This is a genomic window from Aeromonas sp. MR19, from assembly GCF_963899305.1.
Lineage (GTDB): Bacteria > Pseudomonadota > Gammaproteobacteria > Enterobacterales > Aeromonadaceae > Aeromonas > Aeromonas bestiarum.
The window spans coordinates 71207-96986 of record NZ_CAWQWZ010000008.1; the positions used below are offsets into that span (position 1 = coordinate 71207).

The 25780-nt window shown below is 62.1% G+C and carries 28 protein-coding genes; 12 read left to right on the forward strand and 16 right to left on the reverse strand.

Annotated features, from left to right (window positions below; all coding sequences use genetic code 11):
- Positions 1-6: 6 nt before the first annotated feature.
- Together AACQ95_RS04900 and AACQ95_RS04905 are read right to left on the reverse strand one after the other, a co-directional pair.
- Entirely contained in the window at positions 7-549 is a 543-nt protein-coding gene (locus tag AACQ95_RS04900; protein ID WP_241280796.1) for a YtfJ family protein, read from the reverse strand.
- A gap of 264 nt (positions 550-813) precedes the next feature.
- Positions 814-1692: a hypothetical protein gene (locus AACQ95_RS04905; RefSeq protein WP_043138746.1), complete on the reverse strand. Its 879-nt coding sequence runs from the start codon at positions 1690-1692 to the stop codon at positions 814-816.
- A gap of 124 nt (positions 1693-1816) precedes the next feature.
- Here AACQ95_RS04905 and AACQ95_RS04910 point away from each other — a divergent pair, with 124 nt between their 5' ends.
- Complete coding sequence (locus AACQ95_RS04910) at positions 1817-2179, forward strand: hypothetical protein (RefSeq protein ID WP_370464966.1); 363 nt, start codon at positions 1817-1819, stop codon at positions 2177-2179.
- Positions 2180-2203: 24 nt separating this feature from the next.
- Here the strand turns inward: AACQ95_RS04910 and ppa are convergent, their stop codons facing one another.
- Positions 2204-2734 carry an inorganic diphosphatase gene (ppa, locus tag AACQ95_RS04915; protein ID WP_042869457.1) on the reverse strand — a complete coding sequence of 177 codons (531 nt, stop codon included), beginning with the start codon at positions 2732-2734 and terminating at the stop codon, positions 2204-2206.
- A 234-nt stretch (positions 2735-2968) separates the two neighbouring features.
- On the opposite strand from ppa, the gene mpl reads away from it, so the two are divergent.
- Positions 2969-4339: a UDP-N-acetylmuramate:L-alanyl-gamma-D-glutamyl-meso-diaminopimelate ligase gene (mpl, locus tag AACQ95_RS04920; RefSeq protein WP_241280799.1), complete on the forward strand. Its 1371-nt coding sequence runs from the start codon at positions 2969-2971 to the stop codon at positions 4337-4339.
- Positions 4340-4385: 46 nt separating this feature from the next.
- Positions 4386-4997 carry a flavin prenyltransferase UbiX gene (locus tag AACQ95_RS04925; RefSeq protein WP_241280802.1) on the forward strand — a complete coding sequence of 204 codons (612 nt, stop codon included), beginning with the start codon at positions 4386-4388 and terminating at the stop codon, positions 4995-4997.
- Positions 4998-5117: 120 nt separating this feature from the next.
- Here the strand turns inward: AACQ95_RS04925 and AACQ95_RS04930 are convergent, their stop codons facing one another.
- The gene (locus tag AACQ95_RS04930) at positions 5118-5732 is read right to left on the reverse strand and encodes a TetR/AcrR family transcriptional regulator (protein WP_043138760.1); all 615 of its coding nucleotides are present in this window, start codon (positions 5730-5732) and stop codon (positions 5118-5120) included.
- A 200-nt stretch (positions 5733-5932) separates the two neighbouring features.
- On the opposite strand from AACQ95_RS04930, the gene hpt reads away from it, so the two are divergent.
- The 5 genes from hpt to AACQ95_RS04955 all read left to right on the forward strand — a co-directional run bounded on the left by hpt (position 5933) and on the right by AACQ95_RS04955 (position 9367).
- Positions 5933-6463 carry a hypoxanthine phosphoribosyltransferase gene (gene hpt, locus AACQ95_RS04935; RefSeq protein ID WP_043138763.1) on the forward strand — a complete coding sequence of 177 codons (531 nt, stop codon included), beginning with the start codon at positions 5933-5935 and terminating at the stop codon, positions 6461-6463.
- Positions 6464-6575: 112 nt separating this feature from the next.
- Entirely contained in the window at positions 6576-7493 is a 918-nt protein-coding gene (locus tag AACQ95_RS04940; protein ID WP_042869446.1) for an ABC transporter ATP-binding protein, read from the forward strand.
- Positions 7490-8263, forward strand: coding sequence for an ABC transporter permease (locus tag AACQ95_RS04945; protein WP_042869444.1), 774 nt, complete (start codon positions 7490-7492; stop codon positions 8261-8263). Before AACQ95_RS04940 ends, AACQ95_RS04945 begins: the two co-directional genes overlap by 4 nt.
- Positions 8264-8415: 152 nt before the next feature.
- Positions 8416-8835: a MauE/DoxX family redox-associated membrane protein gene (locus AACQ95_RS04950; RefSeq protein ID WP_241280804.1), complete on the forward strand. Its 420-nt coding sequence runs from the start codon at positions 8416-8418 to the stop codon at positions 8833-8835.
- A 4-nt stretch (positions 8836-8839) separates the two neighbouring features.
- The gene (locus tag AACQ95_RS04955; RefSeq protein WP_241280806.1) at positions 8840-9367 is read left to right on the forward strand and encodes a rhodanese-like domain-containing protein; all 528 of its coding nucleotides are present in this window, start codon (positions 8840-8842) and stop codon (positions 9365-9367) included.
- Between the two features lie 84 nt (positions 9368-9451).
- Here the strand turns inward: AACQ95_RS04955 and AACQ95_RS04960 are convergent, their stop codons facing one another.
- The 10 genes from AACQ95_RS04960 to thpR all read right to left on the reverse strand — a co-directional run bounded on the left by AACQ95_RS04960 (position 9452) and on the right by thpR (position 18217).
- Positions 9452-10828 (reverse strand): cation:dicarboxylate symporter family transporter, encoded by a 1377-nt coding sequence (locus AACQ95_RS04960; protein WP_241280808.1) that lies wholly within the window; start codon positions 10826-10828, stop codon positions 9452-9454.
- A 144-nt stretch (positions 10829-10972) separates the two neighbouring features.
- A complete protein-coding gene (locus AACQ95_RS04965; protein ID WP_241280810.1) occupies positions 10973-11344 on the reverse strand; it encodes a putative quinol monooxygenase in 372 nt (123 codons plus the stop codon).
- Between the two features lie 24 nt (positions 11345-11368).
- Positions 11369-12226: a pantoate--beta-alanine ligase gene (gene panC / locus AACQ95_RS04970; RefSeq protein ID WP_241280812.1), complete on the reverse strand. Its 858-nt coding sequence runs from the start codon at positions 12224-12226 to the stop codon at positions 11369-11371.
- Positions 12227-12332: 106 nt separating this feature from the next.
- A complete protein-coding gene (gene panB / locus AACQ95_RS04975; protein WP_043138776.1) occupies positions 12333-13127 on the reverse strand; it encodes a 3-methyl-2-oxobutanoate hydroxymethyltransferase in 795 nt (264 codons plus the stop codon).
- 63 nt (positions 13128-13190) lie between these two features.
- Positions 13191-13697 (reverse strand): 2-amino-4-hydroxy-6-hydroxymethyldihydropteridine diphosphokinase, encoded by a 507-nt coding sequence (folK, locus tag AACQ95_RS04980; protein ID WP_241280815.1) that lies wholly within the window; start codon positions 13695-13697, stop codon positions 13191-13193.
- Positions 13697-15151, reverse strand: coding sequence for a polynucleotide adenylyltransferase PcnB (pcnB, locus tag AACQ95_RS04985; protein WP_052159080.1), 1455 nt, complete (start codon positions 15149-15151; stop codon positions 13697-13699). Before pcnB ends, folK begins: the two co-directional genes overlap by 1 nt.
- Positions 15152-15285: 134 nt before the next feature.
- Entirely contained in the window at positions 15286-16221 is a 936-nt protein-coding gene (gene gluQRS / locus AACQ95_RS04990; protein ID WP_241280816.1) for a tRNA glutamyl-Q(34) synthetase GluQRS, read from the reverse strand.
- Positions 16222-16334: 113 nt separating this feature from the next.
- Positions 16335-16784 carry an RNA polymerase-binding protein DksA gene (gene dksA, locus AACQ95_RS04995; protein WP_033137830.1) on the reverse strand — a complete coding sequence of 150 codons (450 nt, stop codon included), beginning with the start codon at positions 16782-16784 and terminating at the stop codon, positions 16335-16337.
- Positions 16785-16903: 119 nt separating this feature from the next.
- Positions 16904-17647 carry a DNA/RNA nuclease SfsA gene (sfsA, locus tag AACQ95_RS05000; RefSeq protein WP_241280817.1) on the reverse strand — a complete coding sequence of 248 codons (744 nt, stop codon included), beginning with the start codon at positions 17645-17647 and terminating at the stop codon, positions 16904-16906.
- Between the two features lie 42 nt (positions 17648-17689).
- Positions 17690-18217: an RNA 2',3'-cyclic phosphodiesterase gene (gene thpR / locus AACQ95_RS05005; protein ID WP_241280818.1), complete on the reverse strand. Its 528-nt coding sequence runs from the start codon at positions 18215-18217 to the stop codon at positions 17690-17692.
- A gap of 279 nt (positions 18218-18496) precedes the next feature.
- Between thpR and hrpB the strand changes: the two genes are divergently transcribed.
- The 3 genes from hrpB to gloA2 all read left to right on the forward strand — a co-directional run bounded on the left by hrpB (position 18497) and on the right by gloA2 (position 23865).
- Positions 18497-20956: an ATP-dependent helicase HrpB gene (hrpB, locus tag AACQ95_RS05010; RefSeq protein WP_241280819.1), complete on the forward strand. Its 2460-nt coding sequence runs from the start codon at positions 18497-18499 to the stop codon at positions 20954-20956.
- A 146-nt stretch (positions 20957-21102) separates the two neighbouring features.
- Complete coding sequence (gene mrcB / locus AACQ95_RS05015; RefSeq protein ID WP_043557695.1) at positions 21103-23418, forward strand: penicillin-binding protein 1B; 2316 nt, start codon at positions 21103-21105, stop codon at positions 23416-23418.
- Positions 23419-23463: 45 nt separating this feature from the next.
- A complete protein-coding gene (gene gloA2 / locus AACQ95_RS05020) occupies positions 23464-23865 on the forward strand; it encodes an SMU1112c/YaeR family gloxylase I-like metalloprotein (RefSeq protein ID WP_241280820.1) in 402 nt (133 codons plus the stop codon).
- 81 nt (positions 23866-23946) lie between these two features.
- Here gloA2 and AACQ95_RS05025 read toward each other — a convergent pair whose 3' ends face one another.
- The gene (locus tag AACQ95_RS05025; RefSeq protein ID WP_042869414.1) at positions 23947-24267 is read right to left on the reverse strand and encodes an SMR family transporter; all 321 of its coding nucleotides are present in this window, start codon (positions 24265-24267) and stop codon (positions 23947-23949) included.
- A complete protein-coding gene (locus AACQ95_RS05030) occupies positions 24255-24668 on the reverse strand; it encodes an SMR family transporter (protein ID WP_080741178.1) in 414 nt (137 codons plus the stop codon). Before AACQ95_RS05030 ends, AACQ95_RS05025 begins: the two co-directional genes overlap by 13 nt.
- Positions 24669-24825: 157 nt before the next feature.
- Between AACQ95_RS05030 and AACQ95_RS05035 the strand changes: the two genes are divergently transcribed.
- Positions 24826-25707, forward strand: coding sequence for a LysR family transcriptional regulator (locus AACQ95_RS05035; RefSeq protein ID WP_043141706.1), 882 nt, complete (start codon positions 24826-24828; stop codon positions 25705-25707).
- Positions 25708-25780: the final 73 nt, after the last annotated feature.

Below are 25780 nucleotides of genomic sequence, written 5' to 3' on the forward strand. Positions count from 1 at the left end.
TCTGATTCAGAGATGGGACTGGATGAGCCCCATCACGGTAGCAATGTTGTTGGCATCGAGCTGGCCATCTTTGGCAAACAGCACCTTGCCCTCTTTATCCAGCAGTATGATGGCCGAGCTTTCCGGCGCGAGATCCCAAGCATTGCGGGCCATGCCCTTGGCATCCAGTACCATGGCGGACCAGGGGAACTCTTTCTTGCTGTCTTCGGCACTGCTCTTCACAAAGCCGGAGGTGCCCCAGATGGCGTCATTGCTGTTGATGATGGTGACCGTCTGGTACTTGTCGTGGGGCAGCTTGGCTGCCTTGATCGCCTCGATCATGGGGGCATTCAGCTCCTTAGCACTGGAGCGACCCGCGATGTGCTGGATCAAAAAGACTTTGCCAGTCAGTACCTTGCTTTGCCAGGGTTGGTAGCTGACCGCTTTCTCTTGCAGTACCAGCTCACCCTTGTCGCTGATGTTGACCAGCGGTACCTGGGCAGACTCCTTGATGTTGTGAGCCAGGGCCAGTGTTGGCAGCAGCGCCAGAGTAAGTACGAGATGTTTCATCCTGATGACACTCCTTTTGTTATGTTATAACGATTTTTCACTTGAGGGAATGGGGCAGAACTCATCCTAAACTGATCGGATCTGTTTAAAAAGTGTTAAATAAGCTCGCGAATGAGCCGAGCGGGCTGCCCGCCAGCGCAGACAGCGGCTGGCAAAGGCGGCTAGGATGGCACGCAGTCGATAAAAATCAATTAGTTATCAACTGGTTTGAGGAGTGTGCTTCGGTTGAGCCGGTTGGGGTTCAACCGGCATGGCGGGCGTGGCTCAATACAAGGGTTCGCTGATCAGCGGGATCTTGGCCATGGTCATCTGCTGGGCCAGCAGGGGCGAGCCGGTCAGCAAGACGTGGCGCTGATTGCCGATCATCAGGGTATCGCCCTTCAGGCCGCTGTCGGCCGTGATGGCCAGCCAGGCTGGCGAGACGCTGCCGATGCTGATGTTGGGGTATATGATGCTGAGCATGTATTGCGGCGCCAGCTCGGCCAAGAGGCTTGCCATCAGCAGAGCCTTCTCGTCGCTGTCGGCCTTGTTGTCCTGCAAGGCCTGCAGGGGCGGGGCGAAGTGATCCATCTGCTCGGGAGGCGTGGGGATGGCGCTCAGCCACTCCTGCAGCAGGCCGACGCTGGTGGCCAGATCCTTGGCGGAAAACTGCTTCGCCAGCGGCCTGAGGTCGCCCTTGAACTGGTAGAACAGCTGGGAGTAGTTGGGGCGCACACAGGGCAGCTTGCGATTGGCCGGATGAACGCAGGGCACCACCCGCATCTGGTAGAAGGCATCTTCCTGATATTGCTGGTAGGCCTGCCAGAACAGGGTCGACTCCATGCTGTCGTCGTGCAGGGTGAAGGCCTGCTCCAGATTGCGAAACTTGGTGGCGGTTTCGGGACTGGTCTGGTTGATCAGGTTGATGCTGTTGTAAAGGCGCGGGCTTATGTAGGAGTAGAGTGTTTCCAGCGGATAGTTGAGAGAGGCGTCGAGCTGGGTCATCTGGTGGCGACTGGCGGACATGATGCGCTCGTCCGCATTTAGCTGCAGGTGCTTCTGCTGGCCGTCGGCAGACTGCCACTGCCAGCTCAGGTTGACTTCGTTGGCGCCGACCGTGGATGCGAACACTAGACTCAACAACAGACCTTGTGCCAGTTTCATGATGTGCATCCTGCTCGGGGTGATAATAAACAACTAGGTGAGCCGGCCGGATTTGGATGAGCTTAGTTTTGATGATCTGGGTAACAGTCTGATAAGACTTTAAATTTAATTCTGGAAATAAGTCATACAGGAAACCGTCATGAAGCGAATTCCACTGCTGTTGTTGCTGTTGGCCGCCTTGCCTGCGGCGGCGGGCCAGGTGATCGTCAACAAGGGGATGTCCAGCGCGGATACCTTTGCCCTGCGGGACAAGCTGGCGCGGGAGCATGAATGGCAGGAGTGGCTGCGTTTCCAGCAGGCCATCAAGTGGCTGGAGGTGTTGCCGGTCAACTGCGAGCTGATGAGTGAGCAGGGCGGGGGTTATCGCTGCGGTGGCGACTATTACCGGCCCTATCGGCAGGATGGCCGTGACATCTATATTCAGGGGGATCCCAGTGGTGTGACGCCGGGTCAGCGCCCGCAACAGCCAATAGAAAAGGCGCCCTGAGGCGCCTTTTTTGCGAGGGTACGCTTACTTGGCAGCGTAACGCTCGGCAGAGGTAACGATCTCGGCTTCGGCAGCAGCCTTGTCGCCCCAACCTTCCACCTTGACCCATTTGCCCGCTTCCAGCTCTTTGTAGCGCTCGAAGAAGTGCTGGATCTGGGCGCGCAACAGCTCGGGCAGATCGTTCACATCCTTGATGTGGTCGTACTGCTTGGTCAGCTTGGAGTGCGGCACGGCCACGATCTTGGCATCTTCGCCAGATTCGTCGGTCATTTTCAGCACGCCGACCGGGCGGCAGCGAATGACGGAGCCGGCCAGCAGCGGGTAGGGAGTCGGAACCAGAACGTCGACCGGATCACCATCCAGAGACAGGGTGGCGTTCACGTAACCGTAGTTGCACGGGTAGAACATAGGGGTCGACATGAAGCGATCAACGAAGATGGCACCGCTGTCCTTGTCGACTTCGTATTTGATCGGGTCGGCATTCTGCGGGATTTCGATGATGACGTAGATGTCGTCGGGCAGGCTCTTGCCAGCCGGTACCAGGTTCAGGCTCATGACGTTTCCTTCAGTGTTGGAGTCAAGTTTGCAGGCCGATATTATAGCGATGTCGCGTCAAATGACCATATTTCAAGGGCACTGTGACCGCCTTGGCTGATGCCGTGCTGCCCGGGTCGGTCAAATGGCGGCCCGCTTGTCTGGGTCGATTGACGTCTCGTCACGCCCGCGGCTTGCGACCAAACCTCAACAGACCCTAGAATGCGCACTCCCTTTACTGGAAAAGGCAGCGGTATGCACATTCACATCCTTGGGATCTGCGGCACCTTCATGGGTGGTCTGGCGGTGTTGGCAAAACAGCTTGGTTATCGAGTCACAGGCTCGGATGCCAACGTCTATCCCCCCATGAGTACCCAGCTCGAGCAACAGGGCATAGAGCTGACCGAGGGCTATGACCCGTCCCAGCTCGATCCTGCGCCGGATCTGGTGGTGGTCGGCAATGCCATGAGTCGTGGCAATCCCTGCGTGGAGTATGTGCTGGACCGCAATCTGCCCTATATCTCAGGTCCCCAGTGGCTGCTGGAGCATGTGCTGCAGGATCGCTGGGTGCTGGCCGTGGCAGGCACCCATGGCAAGACCACCACCGCCAGCATGCTGGCCTGGGTGCTCGAATACGCCAAGTTGGAGCCGGGTTTCCTCATTGGTGGCGTGCCGGGCAACTTCCCGGTTTCCGCCCGTCTCGGCTCTGCCCCCTTCTTCGTCATCGAAGCGGACGAGTATGACTGCGCCTTCTTCGACAAGCGTTCCAAGTTCGTCCACTACCATCCGCGTACCCTGGTGATGAACAACCTGGAGTTCGACCACGCGGACATATTCCCTGATCTGGCCGCCATCCAGCGCCAGTTCCACCACCTGATGCGTACAGTGCCGAGCAACGGCCGGGTGCTGTTCCCGCAAACCGATGACAACCTCACCGCAGTGCGCAAGATGGGCTGCTGGAGCGAGGTGGAGCTGGTGGGTCAGGACGATGCCAAGTGGAAGGCGGTCAAGCTGGCCGACGACGGTTCCGCCTTCGAGGTGTGGCTGGATGGGCAGAAGCAGGGCGAGGTGCACTGGGAGTGCATCGGCGAGCACAACGTCAACAACGGCCTGATGGCCATCGCCGCCGCCCGTCACGCCGGTGTCATGGTGGAGCACGGCATAGCCGCCCTCTGCCAGTTCAAGTCCCCCAAGCGGCGGATGGAGCTCAAGGGGGAAGTGGCAGGCATCAGCATCTATGACGACTTTGCCCACCACCCCACCGCCATCGAGACCACCCTCGGCGGTCTGCGCGCCAAGGTGGGCAAGGCCCGTATCCTGGCGGTGCTGGAGCCGCGCTCCAACACCATGAAGCTGGGGGTGCACAAGGAAGAGCTGGCCGGCTGCTTCGACGGTGCCGACGAGGTGTTCTTCTTCCAGCCGCCCAATATCGGCTGGGATCTCGGCGAGGTGACGGCTCACATGAGCCGACCGGCCAAGGTGTTCAACGATCTGGAGACCCTGATCAACCGGCTGGTGGCCGAGTGTCGCGATGGCGATCATATTCTGATCATGAGCAACGGCGGCTTCGGCGGCATTCATGACAAGTTGATCGCCCGCCTCAAGGATTATCACGGTCAACTATGACGCCCTTGATGAGTCCGCTTTGGTTTTCAGGTTCACAGAGGCCCGCATGAATAAACACGTCACCCTGGCGCTGACCGGCGCCTCCGGCGCCCCTTACGCCCTGCGCCTGCTTGAGTGTCTGGTGCAGGCGGACTATCGGGTCTATCTGCTGGCCTCCTCCGCCGCCCGCGTGGTGCTCAAGACAGAGCAGCAGCAGGAGTGGCCGGGCTCACCCAAAGAGCTCTCCGCCCATCTCTGTCGCCAGTACGGCGCCAAAGAGGGTCAGATAGTGGCCTGCGGCAAGGAGGAGTGGTTCTCGCCGGTGGCCTCGGGGTCGGCGGCGCCGAAACAGATGGTGGTTTGCCCCTGCTCCATGGGAACCGTGTCGGCCATCGCCAACGGCGCCTCCGACAACCTGCTGGAGCGGGCGGCGGATGTGGTGATCAAGGAGCGCGGCCAGCTGATCCTGGTGCCCCGCGAGAGCCCCTTCTCCGCCATCCATCTGGAGAACATGCTGAAACTGGCGCGACTTGGGGTGACCATAATGCCGGCCGCGCCCGGTTTCTATCATGAGCCTAAAAGCATCGAGGATCTGGTGGACTTCATGGTGGCGCGGATCCTGGATCACCTCGGAGTCGAGCACGCGCTGACCAGCCGCTGGGGTTACGCCAATTCCTGACCTGTGGTGCATCACCCTGCTGGCGGTCTCTCGCGACAGAGGCTGAGCCGGCCGCAAACGGACAAACAAAAGCGGCGCCGACCTGAACAGTCCGGCGCCGCTTGTCATTCACGAGGCGGGTTATGCGGCCTGGATGGGGGCCGTCACGTACTTGAACAGAAAATCGGTCACATCTTCCCGGGACGGGCGTTGTGGCTGATTGATCATCTGCATCATGACGTAACCAAAACCGGTCAGGGAGCGGGCCAGGTCCTGGGCGGACAGCACACTCCGGATCTCACCGGCATCCATGGCGCGTTGCAAATGGGGCGCGATGCGCTCCAATGCCTTGTCCAGCAGCTTGGCATAACGGGGCCAGACCTCTTCCCGCACCGACGAACTCCACTCCAGCCAGATGCTGGCGTGGTCGGGTTGATCGTAGGCGGCATCGACAAACAGCTTCACGTGACGGCGAATGCTGTCGTTGATCGGACCCTGGCCGGTATAGGCCTGTTCCAGCATCTGGTGAACGAAACGTTCGATCTCGGCCAACACTTCATCCACCAGCTCTTCGCGGGTGTTGAAATAGTTGAACACGGTAGCTACCGAGACTTTGGCCTGTTCTGCTATCTCGGCGTGACCCGCACGGCCTATGCCGCGACGGGAAAACACCTCGATGGCACATTCCATCAATTGATTGCGACGAGCTTCCGGAGAAAGCCGGGTTCGACGTCTTATTTCTGCGCGTGGTTCCATAGTTTTTTCATCTAATAGTTATTGATTATGGTGTTTATAGTATTGTCACCGATAATGCCCGAGGGCCTGCTAACTCTATCAATTAAAATAAGCCGATAAAAGCATCACGTATGCCTGACGCCTCTCGGCTTGGATGGTAGAATCCTCGGTTTTGACGTTAATGAACGGCCAAATCCCCTTTGGCCATGAGGGAGTAAGTGATGAAACACACCGTCGAGGTGATGATCTCCGAGGCCGACGTGGCCGCCCGGATCGCCAAATTGGGTGAAGAGATCACCGCCCGTTATCAGGGTTCTGACGAAGTGGTCATGATTGGCCTGCTGCGTGGCTCCTGCGTCTTCCTGGCCGACCTGTGCCGCCAGACCCCGCTGCCCGTCACCCTGGATTTTATGACCGCTTCCAGCTATGGCTCCGGCATGCGCAGTACCCGTGACGTTCGCATCCTCAAAGATCTGGATGACGACATCAAGGGCAAGGACGTGCTGATCGTCGAGGACATCATCGACACCGGCTACACCCTCAACAAGGTGCGTGAAATCCTGTCACTGCGCGAGCCTAAATCCCTCGCCATCTGCACCCTGCTGGACAAACCGTCCCGCCGCGAGGTGCAGGTGCCGGTGGACTGGATCGGTTTCTCCATTCCGGACGAATTCGTGGTGGGCTGTGGTATCGACTACGCCCAGAAGTACCGCAACCTGCCGTTCATCGGCAAGGTAGTACCGCAAGAGTAAGCAAGGTCCAGGAATATCACGGGCGAGGTGGCCGAGCGCCATTTTTTGTCTGCAAGGCGGCCCCGGCCGCCTTTTCTGTATCGAGATGGGATCTGCCATCACAGGGGTTGCAATGAACGCACTGGAAATCAGCGGCCTGAAAAAGACCTATCAGGGGGGCGTCGAAGCCCTTAAAGGCATAGATCTGACCGTCAAGCAGGGGGATTTCTTCGCCCTGCTCGGCCCCAACGGGGCAGGCAAGTCCACCACCATCGGCATCATCAGCTCGCTGGTGAACAAGAGCGCCGGCAAGGTGAAGGTGTTCGGCTACGACATAGACAACCAGCTGGAGCAGGCCAAGGCCCAGCTCGGTCTGGTGCCTCAGGAGTTCAACTTCAGCCAGTTCGAGAAGGTGAGCCAGATCGTCATCCATCAGGCCGGTTTCTACGGCGTGCCCAGAGCCGAAGCCAAGATCCGCGCCGAGAAGTACCTGCGCCAGCTCGATCTGTGGGACAAGCGCGACATGCCGGCCCGCACCCTCTCCGGTGGCATGAAGCGCCGGCTGATGATAGCCCGCGCCCTGATGCACGAGCCCAGACTGCTGATCCTGGACGAACCGACCGCCGGGGTGGATATCGAGATCCGCCGCTCCATGTGGACCTTCCTCAAGGAGCTCAACGAGCAGGGGGTCACCATCATACTCACCACTCACTATCTGGAAGAGGCCGAGATGCTGTGCCGCAACATAGGCATCATCGACAAGGGTCGGCTGATTGAAAACACCAGCATGAAGAAGCTGCTCGGCAAGCTGAGCCGCGAGACCTTCATGCTGGATCTGGCACCCGGCTCCGCCGTGCCGAACGTGCCCGAGTTCAACGGCCGCATGCAGGACGAGCGCACCCTGGAGGTGGATCTGGACAAGAGCCAGTCCCTCAACAGCCTGTTCGAGCAGCTGTCGGGCCAGCAGGTGCAGGTACTGAGCATGCGCAACAAGGCCAATCGACTGGAAGAGCTGTTCGTCAGCCTGGTCGAGGAGGGGAGAAAAGCATGAATCTGACCACTTATTACATCGCCTTCAAGAGCATTCTGGCCAAGGAAGTGAGCCGCTTCACCCGGATCTGGATCCAGACCCTGGTGCCGCCCGCCATTACCATGAGCCTCTATTTTGTCATCTTCGGCAACCTCATAGGTTCGCGCATCGGTGACATGGGGGGCTTCAGCTACATGGAGTTCATCGTGCCCGGCCTCATCATGATGTCGGTGATCACAAACTCCTACTCCAACGTCGCCTCCTCCTTCTTCAGCGCCAAGTTCCAGCGCAACGTGGAGGAGCTGCTGGTGGCGCCTGTGCCCAACTACGTCATCATCGCCGGTTACGTGGGCGGCGGCGTGGCCCGCGGCCTCTGCGTCGGCCTCATCGTCACCCTGGTGTCGCTGTTCTTCGTGCCGCTGCAGATCCACCACCTGTTCAGCGTCTGCTTCACCGTGCTGCTGACCGCCATCCTCTTCTCGCTGGGGGGCCTCATCAACGCCGTGTTTGCCAAGACCTTCGACGACATCAGCATCATTCCCACCTTCGTGCTGACGCCACTCACCTACCTGGGCGGGGTCTTCTACTCCATCAGCCTGCTGCCCCCCTTCTGGCAGGGGGTCTCCCAGGTGAACCCCATCATCTACATGGTGAACGCGTTCCGTTACGGCTTCCTCGGCATCTCGGACGTGCCGCTCGGCACCGCCTACCTCATCATCATTGGCTTCATCGTGGCCCTCTACGGACTGGCCTGGTGGCTCATCTCCCGCGGCACCGGGCTGCGGCACTGAGTCCTACTCAAAACGGGGCGTCCATACGGGCGCCCCGTTTATTTCTGCGTTGCCTTGCAAAAAATGAAAACAGTGGCGTGAGCCGCCGTCGAACTCATTGCGACTCAGTCGGGAAGGGTTAGAATCTAGCTCTCTCTATAAAGAGGTAGCCCATGTCCGCGTATTTGCGCATGCTGGCCAACCTGGCCCTTGGGGGATTCTTCGTGGCCTCGGCGGCTTTCAAGCTGGCATCCCCGGCGTTGTTCGTCGAGCAGATCGGTGCCTTCGGCCTGGTCTGGTCGTCGCTGATCCCGGCGGTTGCCTGGGGGCTGATCGCGCTTGAGCTCTGCGCGGGACTGGCGGTGATCGCCAACCGGCGCTGGGGGCTCTGGCTGGTGATGGCGCTGCTGGCCCTGTTTATTCCCGTGTTGGGCTATGGCGTCGCCATCGGGCTCGACATCGCTTGTGGCTGTCTGGGCCGTGCCGATCTCGGCTCGCTGCCGGAAGCCATAGTGCGGGATCTGCTGCTACTGACGCTCGCGGGCGCCCTGCTGCGACGCTCCCGCCCCGTTTCAATCGTTAGCAAGGAGTAGTGACATGATGAGATTGCGATCCCATACCCTGGTTGCCTCGCTGATCGCCGCCAGCTTTGCCCTGAGTGGCTGCGGTGACAATCAGTTCGAGCAGGAGACCAAGCTGGAGCAGGCGGCGGTGCGGCTTGCCCAGGAGACCCAGCAGGGGGGCTATCAGCTGTTGACCGTAGCCGAGCTGAAGACCCGGATGGACAAGGGGGAGGAGCTGGTGATCATCGACACCATGCCCTATGAGGACGCCTTCAAGAAGGAGCACATCCCGGGGGCCAAGAACTTCGTCTTCGTGAAAGAGGCCAAGTCCGGCGACAACTGGAGCCAGATCGTTGAGGGGAGCGGCACGCCTGAACAGTTCCAGGCGCTGCTGGGGGACGACAAGACCCGCCCCGTGGTGATCTACTGCGGCTTCGTCAAGTGCGGCCGCAGCCACAACGCCGCCGCCTGGGCCGTGACTCAGGGCTATCAGCAGGTCTATCGGGTTCCGGGCGGCATCTTCGCCTGGAAAGGCGCCGGTTACCCCGTCACCGCCGAGTAAACGCGCCCTGCCAACAGGGGCAACACCGCTGAAACGAAGAAGCCCGCAACTGCGGGCTTCTCTCATATGGCGTGGTGTGCAGGGTTAGCTGGCGGCCTGCGGCTGTTCCAGCGTCTGCACCGTCTCCACTTTGGCCAGCTGCTGTTTGCCCAGCAAGCGCTTGGTGATCATAGCCGCCATGATGGAGCCATTGACGTTGAGGGCGGTACGGCCCATGTCCACCAGCGGCTCTATGGCGATCATCACCCCCACCAGCGCGATGGGGAAGTTGAGGGTGGAGAGCACGATCAGCGCGGCGAAGGTGCCGCCACCGCCGACGCCCGCCACCCCGATGGAGCCGAGCGCAATCACCGGCAGCAGGGTCAGCAGGAACAGGGGATCAAACGGATTGATGCCGAGCATGGGGGCAATCATAGCCACCATCATGGCCGGATAGATGCCGGCACAGCCATTCTGACCCAGATTGGCACCAAACGATGCGGCAAAGTTGGCTATGCTGCTGGGCACGCCAAGGCGCTGCTGGGTCTCGATGCTGAGGGGGATGGAGGCGGCGCTGCTGCGGGAGATAAAGGCGAAGGTGAGCAGGCCCCACACTTCCCGCAGATAGTGCAGCGGGTTCTGGCCGATCAGCAGCAGGATCACCATGTGTACCGCAAACATCGCCAGAATGGCGACGTAGCAGACCAGAATAAAGCCGAGCAGATTGAGGATCTCGCTCAGGGGATAGTGGGCCACCACCCGGGCGATGAGCGCCATCACGCCATAAGGGGTGAGCGCAATCACCACTCGCACCATCTTCATCACCCACAACTGCAGGGTATCTATGGCCACGGCGGCACGGGCACCGGCCTGCGGGTGCTCCGCCTTCATCTGCAGCAGGGCAACCCCGGCCAGCACGGTGAAGATCACTACCCCGATCACCGAGAGGGCGCGGCTACCCGCCATGTCGGCGGCAAAGTTGGTGGGGACCAGCGAGAGCAGCAGGGCGGGCAGGGTCTGGGCGCTGTCGATGGTGCTCATGCTCTGTTGCAGGGCGGCGCTGTCGCTGCCGTGGCTCAGCAACCCCTCGGCGGTGAGGCCGCTCAGGTGGGTGATGGTCATCCCCACCACACCGGCAATCATCACCAGGGTCAGCATGGCGCCAATCAGCAGGGCGCTGATCTTGCCGAGAGACTGGGCCTGTTCCAGCTTGTTGATGGCGGAGAGAATGGAGGTGAACACCAGCGGCATCATCACCACCTTGAGCAGGCTGACATAGCCGCCACCGACGATATTGACCCACTCAAGGGTCTGCTGGACACCGGCTTCATCGGCGCCCCAGCCCAGTTGCAGACCGAGGCCAAACAGCCCCCCCAGCACCAGACCGGCGAGCACCTTGCGCGACAGCGGCACCCCGGCGGGCAGCCGGGTCAGGGCGAAACAGAGCAGACAGAAGAGCAAGGAAGCAAACAAGGTAAACATAAATAAACACCTGTAGCGGCCGTCAGGGCCGATTGTGGACAGAGAGAGCAGAGGGTGCGAGCAGGGTCGCAAGGAAAAACGCCGGATCGCGGGCGTGAAAAAGCAGCGGACGCCCGAAGGGGCGTCCGCTGGCAATCAGGGGAATTACTTCTTTACGGGGGCGTCGTACTGCTCGGGTTCGTCGCTATAGACACAGACGTTCCACTTGGCGGCCAGCCCCTCATCGGCCAGGCAGTAACGTTCGAAGAAGGTTTTGATTTCCGCGCGCTGGCAGTGGGCCTCGAAGCTGGCCATATCTTGCCAGATCTCGTTGAAGACGATGGGGAAGCTCTCCCCTTCGGCAAACGGACTGGCGATGTGGCGGGTCACCCGATACTGCAGACAGCCATCTTCGCGCAGGGTATTGGGCTCGAGGGCCTGCAGCACCTGAAACAGGGCCTGCAGCACCTGAAACAGGGCCTGCTCCTGACCGGGCTTGGGCAGGAACTGGGCGATGCAATAAACCTTCTTGGACATGAGACTCTCCTGGTTGTGGCTGATTCAGGCTTGCTGAAGCGTGACCACGCGGTTGTCGATGAGGCGGGCCTTGCCGAGATAGGCCGCCATCAGGATCACCAGTTGCTGGCTTTGCTCGGTGGCGGATTCCAGGGTCACGGCATCGACGATGTCGATGGCATCGGTGCGAAAACCGGCGTTGTCGAGGCGCTGGCTGGCCTGCGCCACCAGGGAGGGCAGGTGGTGATCCCCCGCTTCAATCTCTCCGGCGATCCAGTTCATGGTGCGTGCCAGCTCGGGGGCCAGCGCCCGCTCGGCAGCGGTCAGATAGCCGTTGCGCGACGACAGTGCCAGCCCGTCCTCGGCCCGCACCGTGGGCACGCCGACGATCTCGATGGGCATGGCCATGTCGGCCACCATCTTGCGAATGAGTGCCAGCTGCTGGTAATCCTTCTGGCCGAAGCAGGCCACGTCAGGCTGCACCAGGTTGAACAGCTTGGTGACGACGGTGCTGACACCGCGGAAGTGCCCAGGACGCAGCGCCCCTTCCAGCAGGCCGGAGAGACCCGGCACCTCGACGAAGGTCTGGCTGGCCAACCCCTGCGGATACATGATCTCCGGGGTCGGGGTGAACACCAGATCCACGCCGGCGCTCTCCAGCGCGGCGCAATCCTGCTCCAGGGTGCGCGGATAGTTGACGAGATCCTCCGCCTTGTCGAACTGCATGGGGTTGACGAAGATGCTGACCACCACCTTCTCGGCGTGGCTGTGCGCCTCTTTCACCAGGGTCAGGTGTCCCTGATGCAGGTTGCCCATGGTGGGCACGAATGCGATGGCACGCCCTTCACGGCGCCATTGGCCGATCTGTTCACGCAGAGCGGCAGGATTGTTAACGACCAACATCGGCAGTTCACCTTCGGAAATATCAAACAGAGGAAACGGGTTGCATCGGCGGGAAAGGGATGGCGAAACGGGGGCCTGTGCCCCCGCTCTCATCCATACCGCCGGATCAGTTGAAGCAGTGTTCGGGGCCGGGGAAGGTGCCCTCGCTCACCTGCTGCACATAGAGCCGGATGGCGGCATGCATGTCGCCGGTTTCGGCCAGGAAGTTCTTGGTGAACTTGGGCACGTAACCCGAGGTGATGCCGAAGGCATCGTGCATCACCAGGATCTGGCCATCGGTGGCGGGACCGGCACCTATGCCGATCACCGGGATGCGCAACGCCTTGGTGATGCGCTCGGCCAGGGCGACCGGCACGCACTCGAGCACCAGCATCTGGATGCCGGCTTCCTGCAGGCAGAGCGCCTGGCGGTAGATCTCCTGGGCCTGGAACTCGTCGCGCCCCTGCACCTTGAAGCCGCCAAACACATGGACGGATTGCGGGGTGAGGCCGAGGTGGCCACAGACAGGCACGCCATTGCGAGTCAGGTGGCGAATGCTGTCACACAGCCAGTCGCCCCCTTCCATCTTCACCATGCGGGCACCGGCGGCCATCAGCCGGGCGGCGTTCTGGTAGGTCTGATCCGGGGTGGCATAGCTCATGAACGGCATGTCGGTCACCACCAGCGCATTGGTGGTGCCGCGCACCACACAACGGGTGTGATAGACCATCTCATCCATGCTGACTGCCAGCGTGTCCTGGCCCCCTTGCAACACCATGCCCAGCGAATCGCCGATGAGCAGCACATGGGCGCCCTCGTCGTCGAACAGCTTGGCGAAGCTGGCATCATAGGCGGTGATGGCGGTGATGCGTTGCCCTTCCTGCTTCATCTTCAGCAGGCTGGCGGTGGTGATCTTGCTCATAACGTTGCTCCTACTCGCCGCGTGTGTCCGTGAGGATCACAAGGGCGTCGATGGCTCTGCTCATCAGGGTTCCCCAAGTGCTGCCACGGGGGCAATGATGGCTAGATCATTGTGCGTGCAGCGGGCAACCAGTTGTGCGAGCGGGGTGCCGCAGGGCAGCACCAGAGCGGGCGCAATCTCGGCAAGGGGCAGCAGCACGAACTCCCGCTCCTTCATGCCGTAATGGGGAACGACGAGGCGCTCATGCCTGATGATCCGATCGCCATAGAGCAGCAGATCGAGATCCAGGGTTCTGGGGCCCCAACGTTCATCCTTGCGCACACGTCCCTGTTCCAGCTCGATTTTTTGCAGTTGATCCAGCAAGGCCAGAGGGCCGAGCCGGGTGTTCAGCCGTACCACGGCATTGACGTAGTCCGGCTGATCCGCAGGGCCCATGGGGCGACTGCTGTAAAACGAGGAGGCTTGTTGCAACTCGGACTCCGGCAGCGCCGCCAGTGCGGCCACGGCGCGGCGGGCCTGGCCGAGCGGGTCAGCCAGATTGGAGCCGATGGCAACGAAGACCTCGGTCATTACTCGGCCGCTTTCGGCTTGCGACGACGGGGGCGACGACGGTTGCGGCTGTTGCTGTTACCGCTGCGCTTTTCGTCGGTCGCAGGTGCGCGTTCACCGCCCCGGGTCGCTTCCCGTTGCAGTTGCGGGCGCACGTCCGGATTGGACTCCACGTAGCGTTCCCACCAGCTGGCGAGCTCGCCGAGGCCGCGCTCGACCCGGTTGCGCAGCAACAGGAAGTCGTAGGCGGCGCGGAATTTCGGGTGCTCCATGGCCCGCTCGGGGTGACGACCCTGACGGCGGGTCAGTCGCTGTTGCAGCGCCCAGATGTCGCGCACATCCGTGGTGAACCGGCGCGGTACGGCGATGATCCGCACCTGGTTGTCCAGCACCTCGTTGATGGCCAGCATGAAGGCGTCGTGCCAGGGCAGGCCGCTCTCGTTTTCCAGCACGCGGGCGCGGGCTTCGACACAGCCCCACAGCAGGGTGGCGTAGAGGAAGGCCGGGGTGACCCGCTTGTCTGCCCGCACCCGGGTGTCGGTATCGAGCAGCGCCAGTTCGATGAACTGCTCGAACGGCGAGGTGCCGTGGGGCGTGAACAGGGCGGCCACCTGCGGGAACAGCGGCTGGAACAGCCCGTATTCGCGCATCAGCTTGTAGGTCGCCAGGCCATCGCCAGCCAGGAACAGCTTGAGGGTCTCCTCAAACAGGCGGGCGGCGGGGATGTCCTGCAGCAGGGATGCCAGCTCCTTGATGGGGGCGGCACTGCGCGGGCTTATGGTCATGTCCAGCTTGGCGGCGAAACGCACGGCGCGCAGCATGCGCACCGGATCCTCGCGATAGCGGGTCTCGGGGTCGCCTATCAGCTCCAGCTTGCGCTGGGCGAGGTCCTCGATGCCGCCCTCGAAATCGTGCAGGGTGAAATCCCTGGCACTGTAATAGAGGGCGTTGACGGTGAAATCGCGACGCTCGGCATCCTCTTCTATGGTGCCGTAGACGTTGTCGCGCAGCAGCATGCCTTCATCAGACTGGGCCGACACATGCTTGCTGGTATTGACCTGATGGTGGTGACCCCTGAAGGTGGCCACTTCGATCACGTCACGACCAAAGACGATGTGGGCCAGGCGGAAGCGGCGGCCGATCAGGCGGCAGTTGCTGAACAGCGCCTTGATCTGCTCCGGCGTCGCGTTGGTAGCGATGTCGAAATCCTTTGGCGTCTTCCCGAGCAGCAGATCCCGGACACCCCCGCCGACCAGGTAGGCATCATAGCCACCCTTGTTCAGGCGATAGAGCACCTTGAGCGCATTCTCGCTGATCTCTTTGCGCGAGATGGGGTGCTGGTCACGGCTTAAGGTACGGCGTTGCCCGGTTACGTGGGCCGGGATGGGAGACTCCACCGACTGCTCGCCGTCTTCCTTGCCGAGCACCTTGCGGCAAAAGTTTGCGATCTGGGAAAAAATGGTACACCTCTTCATGACTTCAAATTGACGGGAGGCCAAAAAATAGCGGCCTATCATAGCTCAGGCCTGACCAAATGAAAAACGATGTGGTTCATTCAAAAAGTTCAGGCTTGGCTAACCAAAAAACTGTGTTGTCCATGTCAGCGCGCTCAGGCCTGACCCAATGCAAAGCCCTGTGTTCCCTGTTCCAGGCTGATCTTCTCTCTGGCTGGAACCCGGTCGAGCCGCCAGTGGGCAATGCCCCAGCCGATGATCTCGTCAATACGGCTCGCCATCAGCTCGGGGGGCGGGCACTGGCCGAGAAAGTGCAGCGCCTGCCACAGGGCCGGCCTGACCTCGTCCAGCGCCAGTGCCGGCGCATGGTTCTGCTTGGACAGCTTGTGGCCATCCGCCAGCACAGCCAGTGGCAGGTGCACCCAGGCGGGTATGCTGGCCCCCAGCGTCTGGTAGAGGGCAACCTGGCGCACCGTGGGCTCCAGCAGATCGGCACCGCGCACTATCTCTGTGATGCCGCTGTCCATGTCGTCCACCACCACCGCCAGGTTATAGGCGTAGAGGCCATCCCGGCGGCGTATGATGAAGTCCTCTTCGGCCAGCGCCGCAGGAACCGCAATGCGGCCCTGCAACCCATCCTCGAAATGGTAGACCGGATGGTGCTGGCGCAGCCGGGCGGCGCATCCCTCGGCCCCGAGACCAAGATCGCGACAGTGGCCGAGGTACAAGCCGCCGCCCGCCATGATCTCGCGCCGGGTACAGCGGCACCAGTAGAGATCGCCAGCCTGATAGAGCTGCCCGATGATCTCGTCATAACGACCATGACGCCGGCTCTGGTACATCACTTCCCCATCCCACTCCAGGCCATGGGCCGCCAATGTCTGCAGTATGAGCGGGGCGGCACCGGCCATCTCCCGCGGCGGATCTATGTCTTCGATCCGCACCAGCCAGCGTCCCTGTTGCGCCCTGGCCTGCAAGAAACTGCCGAGCGCCGCAATCAGGGAGCCAAAATGGAGCGGGCCTGACGGGGAGGGGGCAAAGCGACCTGTATAGGGGCGAGTCTGGGGTGACGGGACTGTATTCACGAGCATGGCAATCAGGGCAAGCGATTCATTGAGGCTGCATTCTGGGACGCCCAGACCAAAAGCTCAATAAAAAAGGGAGCTCGCAAGCTCCCTTTTTTCAGTTATGCCAGTGGTCGGTATCAACCGGCCATCTGTTTTTCCTTGATTTCAGCGAGTGTCTTGCAGTCGACACAGAGGTCGGCTGTCGGACGGGCTTCCAGACGACGGATACCGATCTCGATACCGCAATGCTCGCAGTAACCGAAGTCATCGTCTTCAAGCAGCACCAAGGTCTTCTCGATCTTCTTGATCAGCTTGCGTTCACGGTCGCGGGTACGCAATTCGAGAGCGAACTCTTCTTCTTGCGCGGCGCGATCCACGGGATCCGGAAAGTTGGCTGCCTCATCCTTCATGTGGTCAACGGTGCGGTCAACTTCCTGCATCAGTTGGTTGCGCCAGGCTCCCAGGATCTTGCGAAAATGTGCCTTTTGTTGGTCATTCATGTACTCCTCACCCGGTTTTTCCTGGTAAGGCGCCACACCCGCAATGGCCAGGGGGCCCAGAGATTTCCTGTTTTCGCCTGTTGGCATGCCCTGTCTCCTAATTCAGCACGCTACCCGTGCCATCCATAAATTGAGGGCGACATCTATAGCAGAAGGGTAACGCGTAGGCAAACAAGCCGTACCAATTATGTTACCCATCCCAACATTTATTCGCTGCCCTCGGGTAGCAGGTGACAAGATTCAAACGGGATAAAATCTTGGGCCACCATGCTCTGCACCCCAACATGGGGTCGATAGCATAAAATTTCAACCCCTGCCGCAATTGCTTGCTCAATAAGCAGACTATAGTGCGGATCTATGTGTGCTGCAGGGCGCATTCTCACTATTCCGGAGTGCAAAACCATAAATAGCAGCACGGCTCTGTGCCCTGCCGCCTTCATGGCCATCAATTCACGCAAATGCTTGGCGCCACGACTGGTGACCGCATCGGGAAAGTAGCCCATGCCGACTTGCTCCCGCTCGTCGAGCAGGGTCACCGATTTCACCTCGATATAACAGGCCGGCCGGTGGTCATCCTCCAGCAGCAGATCGATGCGACTGTTCTCTTCGCCGTATTTCACCTCGGTGCGCAGCCTGGCATAGCCGCGCAACGGGGCGAGGGCATCCTGCTCGATCAGCTCCCGGGCCAGCTGGTTGGCGCGGGCCGTGTTGACACAGATGAAGTGACCGGCCGGGCTCTCGGCGATCTCCCAGCTGTGGGGCAGCTTGCGCTTGGGGTTGTCTGAGGTGGAGTACCAGACCCGGGTGCCCGGTTCGGCACAGCCGGTCATGGCGCCGGTATTGGCGCAGTGGATGGTAATCACCTCGCCGTTGTCGAGCTGCACGTCGGTCAGGAAGCGCTTGTAACGGGAGATCAGCAGCCCGGATTGCAGGGGGGGATCGAAGATCATGGTATGGCTCTCTTAATCGATGAGTCTGGGCATGGCCGCCAGTCAGGATGCCATTTTCTCTCTGGCCCGCAGCGGCCAGCAGGCGAGGGGCTCGTAGCGCACCCCGTCCGGGGTGGAGAGGGATTGATAGAGGCAGAAGCGGTCGGCCTGCAGCACGAAATCGGGGGCGGGCAAGGCAGCCGGCGGTTCGCTCGCCTTGCGCGACAGGGTGACGTGGGGGCGATAGCCCTGCTCGCCGTTGCCAAGCCCCAGCTTCTCGCCGTGGCGACGCAGCGCCCTGGCCAGCACGGTGAGCTCGTTCGGCCAGTCACCCGGGCCGACCCAGGCGGCCTTGGCGCGGCCGAACCAGCCGGTTTCATTGAGCGCTATGGTGAGCGGCGGGCAGTGCTGGCGCTCGACGGCGGCCATCAGGCGGGTGGTGGTGAGCTGATCCGCTTCGCCGAGAAAGGCCAGGGTCAGGTGGAGATTGGCGGCGGGCACCGGTTGACCCGGCCAGGGGCGCTGGTCACGCCAGTCGATCAGCTCGGTGGCGAGCCGGTGCAGGGGCAGGGCAAAGAAGAGTTTGGCCATTTCTGGGGAGTGTGCCTTTTTACGCTCATGACATGGCCCCCATTCTATGGCAGCCGTGGTGGCCATGTCTCGCCGCAGCGTATCTCGGCGACATGGCCGTGAATGCTATGGCAGCCGTGGTGGTCATGTCTCGCCGCAGCGTATCTCGGTGCCATGGCCGTGAATGCCAGGGCAGCCGTGGTGGTTATGTCTCGCTGGCGACATCTGCTCACGGTGGTGGCGGATGCTATGGCAGAATGGGCGCCGTTTTTAAGGTCATCACAGAAGGTGCTCGTCGCTTTGTCCCAACTCCCCATAGTGTCCGTGTTGCCGGCGCTGTTTGCCGCCATCGACAGCCATGCCAGCGTGATCCTGCAGGCGCCGCCCGGCGCGGGCAAGTCGACCCTGCTGCCGCTGGAACTGGTCCGCCAGAACCGGCTGCCAGGTCGCATCATCATGCTGGAGCCTCGTCGTCTGGCGGCGCGCAACATAGCCGGCTTTCTGGCCCGTCAGCTGGGGGAGCAAGTGGGCGAGCGCATCGGCCTGCGGGTAAGGGGCGAGAGTCGCACCAGTGCCCGGACCCGACTCGAGATCGTCACCGAGGGGGTGCTGACCCGGATGCTGCAGCAGGATCCCGAGCTGGCGGGCGTGTCGCTCGTCATCTTCGATGAGTTTCACGAGCGCAGCCTGCACGCCGATACCGCTCTGGCCTTTGCCATCGAGAGCCAGCAGGGGCTGCGGGACGATCTCAAGCTGCTCATCATGTCCGCCACCCTGGATGGCATGGCGCTGGAGGCCCTGTTGCCGGACGCCCCGGTGATCCGTTCCGAGGGGCGCGGTTTTCCCATCGACTATCACTATCGCCCCATCAATCGCCAGCAGTGGCTGGAGCCACAAGTCGGCGCCGTCGTGCTGGAGGCGCTGGCCAGCTGTGCCGGCAGCGCCCTGGTATTCCTGCCGGGGCAGGGGGAGATAGAACGGCTTGCCCAGTGGCTGGAGGGACGGTTGCCGGATGACGTGCGCCTCGCTCCGCTCTATGGGCGCCTCGACATGGCGGCGCAGCAGGCCGCCATCGAGCCGGCACCTGCGGGCCGCCGTAAGCTGGTGCTCACCACCAATGTGGCGGAGACCTCCCTCACCATAGAGGGCATACACATGGTCATCGACAGCGGGCTGGAGCGGCGCGCCAGCTTTGATCTGAAAAGCGGCGTCACCCGTCTGGAGACCCGCCAGATCGCCAGGGCTTCCGCCACCCAGCGGGCGGGCCGCGCCGGCCGGCTCGGCCCCGGCGTCTGCTACCGGCTCTGGAGCGGCGAGGTGCAGGAGCGTCTCGCCGAGCAGAGCCCGCCGGACATACTGACCCAGGAGCTGACCGGCCTGCTGCTGGACGCCGCCCAGTGGGGCGCCAGGGTGGAGAGCTTGCCACTGCTGGACATGCCCCCCGCCGCCGCCGTGGCCAGCGCCCAGCGGCTGCTGGTCAGCCTGGGCGCCATGGCGCCCGAAGGTGAGCAACAACTTACTCCCGCCGGCCGTGCCATGGCGGCCTTCGGCACTCATCCCCGGCTGGCGCGCATGCTGCTGCGGGCCCGCGCGTTGGAGGCCGAGGGTCTGACAGGGATTGTCGCCGATGCTGCTTTCCTGGTGGCGCTGCTGGAAGAAGATCTGCGAGGATCTGAACGTCTCTCAGTGCTGTTTCACCGCCGGCTTGGCGCCCTGCGGCAGGGGGCGGCCCGCTGGTTCGAGCGCCTCGGTGTCAGGTCTGGCGCGTCACAACGTCAGGCACAGGGGCAGTGGCTGGGACTGCTGTGCGCCCTCGCCTGGCCGGATCGGATCGGCAAGCTGCGCAGCGGCAGCCGCTATCAACTCAGTGGTGGGGTGAGCTGCGATCTGGTAGAAGGTCACCCATGTCAGGGACAAGGGGCCCTGATCGCCATCGAGATGGGGCAGAACGATCGTGGCAGCCGCATCTTCATCGCCGAGCCGGTGGAGCTGGACGAGCTGGCGCGCCAGCTGCCGGAGCTGGTGAGCGAGCGCCAGTGGTTCGACTGGGACGAACGGGAGGAGCGGGTGCGGGCCGAGCGCCAGCAGGTGATCGGCGAGCTGGTGCTGAGCCAGCGGCCGTTGACCGAGCTCTCCGATGAGCAGAAGGGGCGCTGTCTGCTGCAGGGGATCCGCCGCAAGGGGTTGCATGTGCTGCCCTGGGATGAGCAGAGCGAAGGGCTGCTGGCCCGTCTGCGCTGCGCCCGTGACTGGTTGCCGGATGACGGCTGGCCCGCCATGGACGACGAAAGCCTGCTGGAGCGGCTGGAAGAGTGGTTGTTGCCTGCCCTGAGCGGCATGACCCGGCTGGAGCAGCTGAAGCGGCTCAACCTCAACGACATCCTGCGTCAATCCCTGCCCTGGCCGCTGCCCAAACGGCTGGACGAGGCGCTGCCGAGCCACTTCACGGCGCCGACCGGCAGCCGGGTGCGCATTCGCTATCAGCCGGGTCAGGCGCCTGTGATCCCGGTGCGTATTCAGGAGATGTTCGGGCAAGGCACCACCCCCTGCGTGGCCGACGGCCGGGTGGCGCTGGTGGTGGAGCTGCTCTCCCCGGCCCAGCGGCCGCTGCAGATTACCGCCGATCTCGCCGCCTTCTGGGCCGGTTCCTACGAGCTGGTAAAAAAAGAGATGAAGGGGCGTTATCCCCGTCACTACTGGCCGGATAACCCGCTGGAGGCGATGCCGACCAAGGTGACCAAGAAGAAGATGGGCATCTAGCTGTGATCGGCGCAGCCTGAGTGAACCTGTGGATCACAGCCGTTCGACTGGGCGCTGCGCGGTTAATCGGCCTGCGGCGCTCGCCAAGACCAATGAGATAATGACTACGCCCGCGATGGCGACATAACGAATAGCAAAGAGGATTCATGGCAACGCAACGACGCAAGCGCGCACCCAAGAAGGTGGCGCCCAAACGCACCATCTGGCGCAAGCTGTTCTGGCTTGGCTTCAAGCTCTCCCTGGTGGTGGCCGCCTTCATGGTGGTGTTTGGCATCTACCTGGATACCAAGGTGCGCGAGCGCTTCGATGGCGAGAAGTGGCAACTGCCGGTGATGGTCTACAGCCGTCCGCTGGAGCTCTACCCCAGCCAGCGTCTCTCCCAGACCCAGATGCTGCGTGAGCTCAACATGCTGAGCTACAAGCAGGTGCGCCAGCCTCACACGCCGGGCGAGTATGCGATCAACGGCAACCGCATCGAGCTTATTCGCCGCCCGTTCGCCTTCCACGATGGCGCCGACGGTGCCCGCGGCCTGCGCCTCACCTTCAACGGTGCGCGGCTGGAGGGGATCCAGTCGCTGGAGAACCAGCGCCAGCTCGGCTACGCCCAGATGGACCCTGTGCTGCTCGACCGCCTCAACACCGAGGATCGGGAGGATCGCCTGCTGGTGCGCATCGCCGAGGTGCCCGACAGCCTGCTGGTGACCCTGCTCACCACCGAAGATCGCGACTTCTATCAGCACGGCGGCGTCTCGCCGGTAGCCATATTGCGCGCCATGGCGGCCAACGTGCTGGCCGGTCGCACCGTGCAGGGGGGCAGTACCCTCACTCAGCAGCTGGCCAAGAATTTCTTCCTGACCCGCGAGCGCAGTCTGTGGCGCAAGGCTCAGGAAGCCTACATGGCGGTGCTGATCGACTATCGCTACAGCAAGGACGAGATCCTGGAGGCCTACCTCAACGAGGTCTATCTGGGGCAGAACTTCTCGCAAGGGGTGTACGGTTTCGGGCTCGCCTCCTATTTCTACTTCGGCATTCCGGTCAACGAGCTGGACATAGATCAGGTGGCGTTGCTGGTGGGGCTGGTGAAGGGACCTTCCTATTACGATCCCTGGCGCTTCCCGGAGCGGGCCAAGACCCGGCGTGATCTGGTGCTCAAGCTACTGATGGATCACGGCAGCCTGCAACCGGCCGAGTACGAACTCGCCAGCAAGCAGCCGCTCGGCATCATCACCCGTGGCCAGATGAGCTATGGTCGCACCCCGGCCTTCATGGGCCTGCTCAAGCGCGAGATCCAGAGCCGTTTCGGCGCCGATCTGCTCAAGCAGTCCGGCCTCAAGATCTTCACCAGCCTGGATCCCATCGCCCAGCACGCCGCCGAGCAGGCGGTGGCATCGGGTCTGACGCTGATCGAGAAGCAGCGCGGCAAGAAGAAGCTGGAGGCGGCCATGGTGGTCTCCGACTGGCACAAGGGCGAAGTGGTTGCGCTGGTGGGGGGACGGGATCCCCGCTACGCCGGCTTCAACCGGGCGCTGGATGCCCGTCGCCAGATAGGCTCCCTGGTCAAGCCTGCCGTCTACCTGACCGGCCTCTCCAACGGCCTGACCCTGGCGACCCCGCTGAAAGATCAGCCGATCCGCATCCGTGGCAAGGATGGCCAGATCTGGACGCCGCAGAACTACGATCGCAAGTTCCGCCAGAGCGTGCCGCTGATGGATGCGCTGGCCAGCTCCCTCAACGTGCCGACCGTCAATCTGGGTCTGCAGGTGGGGCTGGACAAGGTGGTGGATACCCTGCACAAGCTGGGGGTCGAGCAGGAGATCCAGCCCTATCCGTCGCTGGTGTTGGGGGCCGTAGCCCTGTCGCCCATGGAGGTGAACCAGATGTATCTGCCCATCGCCAACCAGGGGCTGACCCAGCCGCTGTCGGCGATCCGCGCCGTGGTCAACAGCGATGGCAGCACTCTCTATCAGCATGATCAGACCGCCAAGCGGGTCACCGACGAGCAGGCCAGCTGGCTGACCCTGTTCGCCATGACCAAGACGGTGAGCCAGGGCACGGCCCGTGCGCTGAATGCCAAGTTCCCCGGCGCCACCATGGCGGCCAAGACGGGCACCACCAACGAGCTGCGCGACTCCTGGTTTGCCGGGCTGGACAACAACGAGCTGGTCAGCATCTGGGTGGGCCGTGACGACAACACATCCGCCGGGCTGACCGGGGCCAGCGGCGCCTTGCAGCTCTTTAGCGGCTACATGAGCCAGCGCGGCGTCAACAGCCTGGCGCTGAAGATGCCGCAAGGGGTGAGCTGGGCCAACTTCTCCCGCGCCAGTGGATCCCGCGTGGTCAGCGACTGCCCGGGCAGCCTGCAGGTGCCGGCCAAACTGGCCGGACTGGCCGAGCCCATGAGCTGTGGCAGCCCCTCACCGCGCAGCGCGCTGGATGACTGGTTCGGCGGCTTCTTCAACTGATAGACGAAACGGGCAGCCCTGGCTGCCCGTTTGACTGGAGTGCATATGACTTTCCCGTTGTTTGACGCCATCCATCATGTGGCCATCATCGCCAGCGACTATGACCGCTCGCGCCACTTCTATCACCAGGTGCTGGGGCTGCCCATCCTGGCCGAGACCCTGCGGGCCGAGCGCCAATCCTGGAAGCTGGATCTGGGCCTGCCCGATGGCAGCCAGCTGGAGCTGTTCAGCTTCCCGACGCCGCCCGCGCGTCCCTCGAGGCCGGAGGCCTGTGGTCTGCGCCACCTGGCCTTTCGGGTCAGCGAGCTCGACCGCGTCATCCGGCATCTGCAGATCCATCAGATCGAGGTGGAGCCGGTGCGGGTGGATGAACTGACCGGCAAGCGCTTCACCTTCTTCGCCGACCCCGATGGTCTGCCGCTGGAGCTGTACGAAACGGCCCGTTAGCCCGCTTGGTTGCCCGTAACCATTCGTAAAAAAGCCGCCCGGTGAACCGGGCGGCTTTTTTATTGTGTGAGCAAAAGGGAGTTAAGCCGTGGTCAGCAGCGCCACCGCGACGGCCATCACCACCATGCCGACCCAGCCGATGGGCTTGAGGCGCTCGCCAAACAGCAGCAGACCCCCGAGCGCGGTACCGAGAATGCCGATGGCACCCCAGGTGGCATAGGCGACCGCCAGGTCGATCTTGCCGGTGCTCACGGCTTCCGAGAGCAGGGTAAAGGCGCACAGCACCAGCAGGATGCCGAGGAAGCCCCAGCCCTTGTAGCGGAAACCCACCGAGCGGTTGATCGCCATGTTGGCGCCTATATCCAGCAGGGCCGCACCGAGCACGATAATCAACGGGTGCATGTGGCCTCCTTTATCTTGCTCAGGCTGGCCGTGCCACGTGGGCGGGCAACCGGCTCATCGTGGGTTTCACCCATTGTCACCATAACAATACCCACTATTGCCAGCACCAGACCTATCAGCTCCTGAGTACCTATGTCGTAACCCAGAAACAGGATGGAGACCAGGGTGATCAGGCCGATCCCCAAGCCTTCCCACAGTGCAAACGCAATACCAATGGAGATTGTTTTGGCGGCTTTGGCCAGCAGCAGATATGAGAAAGAGATGAGGATCCACATCGGCAGATAGTTGAGCCATCCGGCCTCGTTCTCCGGGATCAGGGCCATGCTGGAGGTGCCTGCCACCTCGGTCAGGATGGCGCCCGTCAAAAACATGCGAGCTAAGAGCATGCGACTGAATAACATAAAATTTCCTTCTGTGGCTGCGACGAGGGAGATGATAGCCGCAGTGAGACCGGGTGCAGCAATCGCTGAGCGTCGACTATTCAGACGCTGAAGGTTTGCCTTGCCGAGGAGGGGCGAGGTAATGTGAATATAGGATCCTCCGTCATCGGCCCCGGTCATGAAGCTTTATCAGATACAACTCTTTGTCGAGTCCGCCAGCAGCGGCTCCATCGCCAACACGGCGCGCCGGCTTGGCAAGAGCCGCAGTGCGGTCAGCACGGCGATCGCGGCACTGGAAGTTGAGCTTGGCGTCGAACTTTTTGAACGAGGGGCCAACCAGAGCCGATTGACCGAGATCGGCGAGCTGGTGCTGGATGACTGCAAGCGGCTGCTGCAGGCGGCCAACAGCCTCAAGCTCAAGTGCGAGCACTATGCCTCCGGTGCCGAGGTGGCGCTGCGGGTGGCGCGGGATGATGCCATCCCCGAGCTGGTCTGGCGCGACCTGCTGGGCGCGCTGCGCCGCCAGTTTCCAGGCACCAGTATCTCGCTGGTGCTGGCCTCGCCCCCCGAGCTGCCCGCCCTGGTGGAGGAGGGGTTTGTCGATGCCGCCTTCGGCCTCATCACAGAGGAGCAGGAGCGCAGCGGTCTCAACATAGATGTGCTCAATCCGATCCGCACCCTGATGGTGGTGGCGCCGAGCCACCCGCTGGCCAGCCTGAAGCGGGTATTGCAGCAGGACTTGACCGGCCATACCCAGGTTACCCTCTCCTACGTGGATGAATTTTCGGTCAAGAGCCTGCTCCCCATCGGCGGCCAGCACATAGGCCTCTCCAGCTTCGAGTTGATGCGGGATGCTGTGCTGGACGGGCTGGGCTGGGCCGTGCTCCCTTCCCCCTTGATCCAGAGTCAGCTGCGGCAGGGGGAACTGCTGACCCTGAAACACAAATTCAGCCTGCAATGGCGCGATTATGGCGTCTATCTGTCGGAAAACGCCTATCATGGCAAGGTGCTGGCGTGGTTGAAGAAGGCGATCCAGGCCTATCTGGAGCCTTTCGAGTAAGCAGGCAAACCGGGCGTTCCAGGGCCGTTGACGAGGGGCTGAACGCAGCGGCTTCTTGTGATCCATCGCTGCC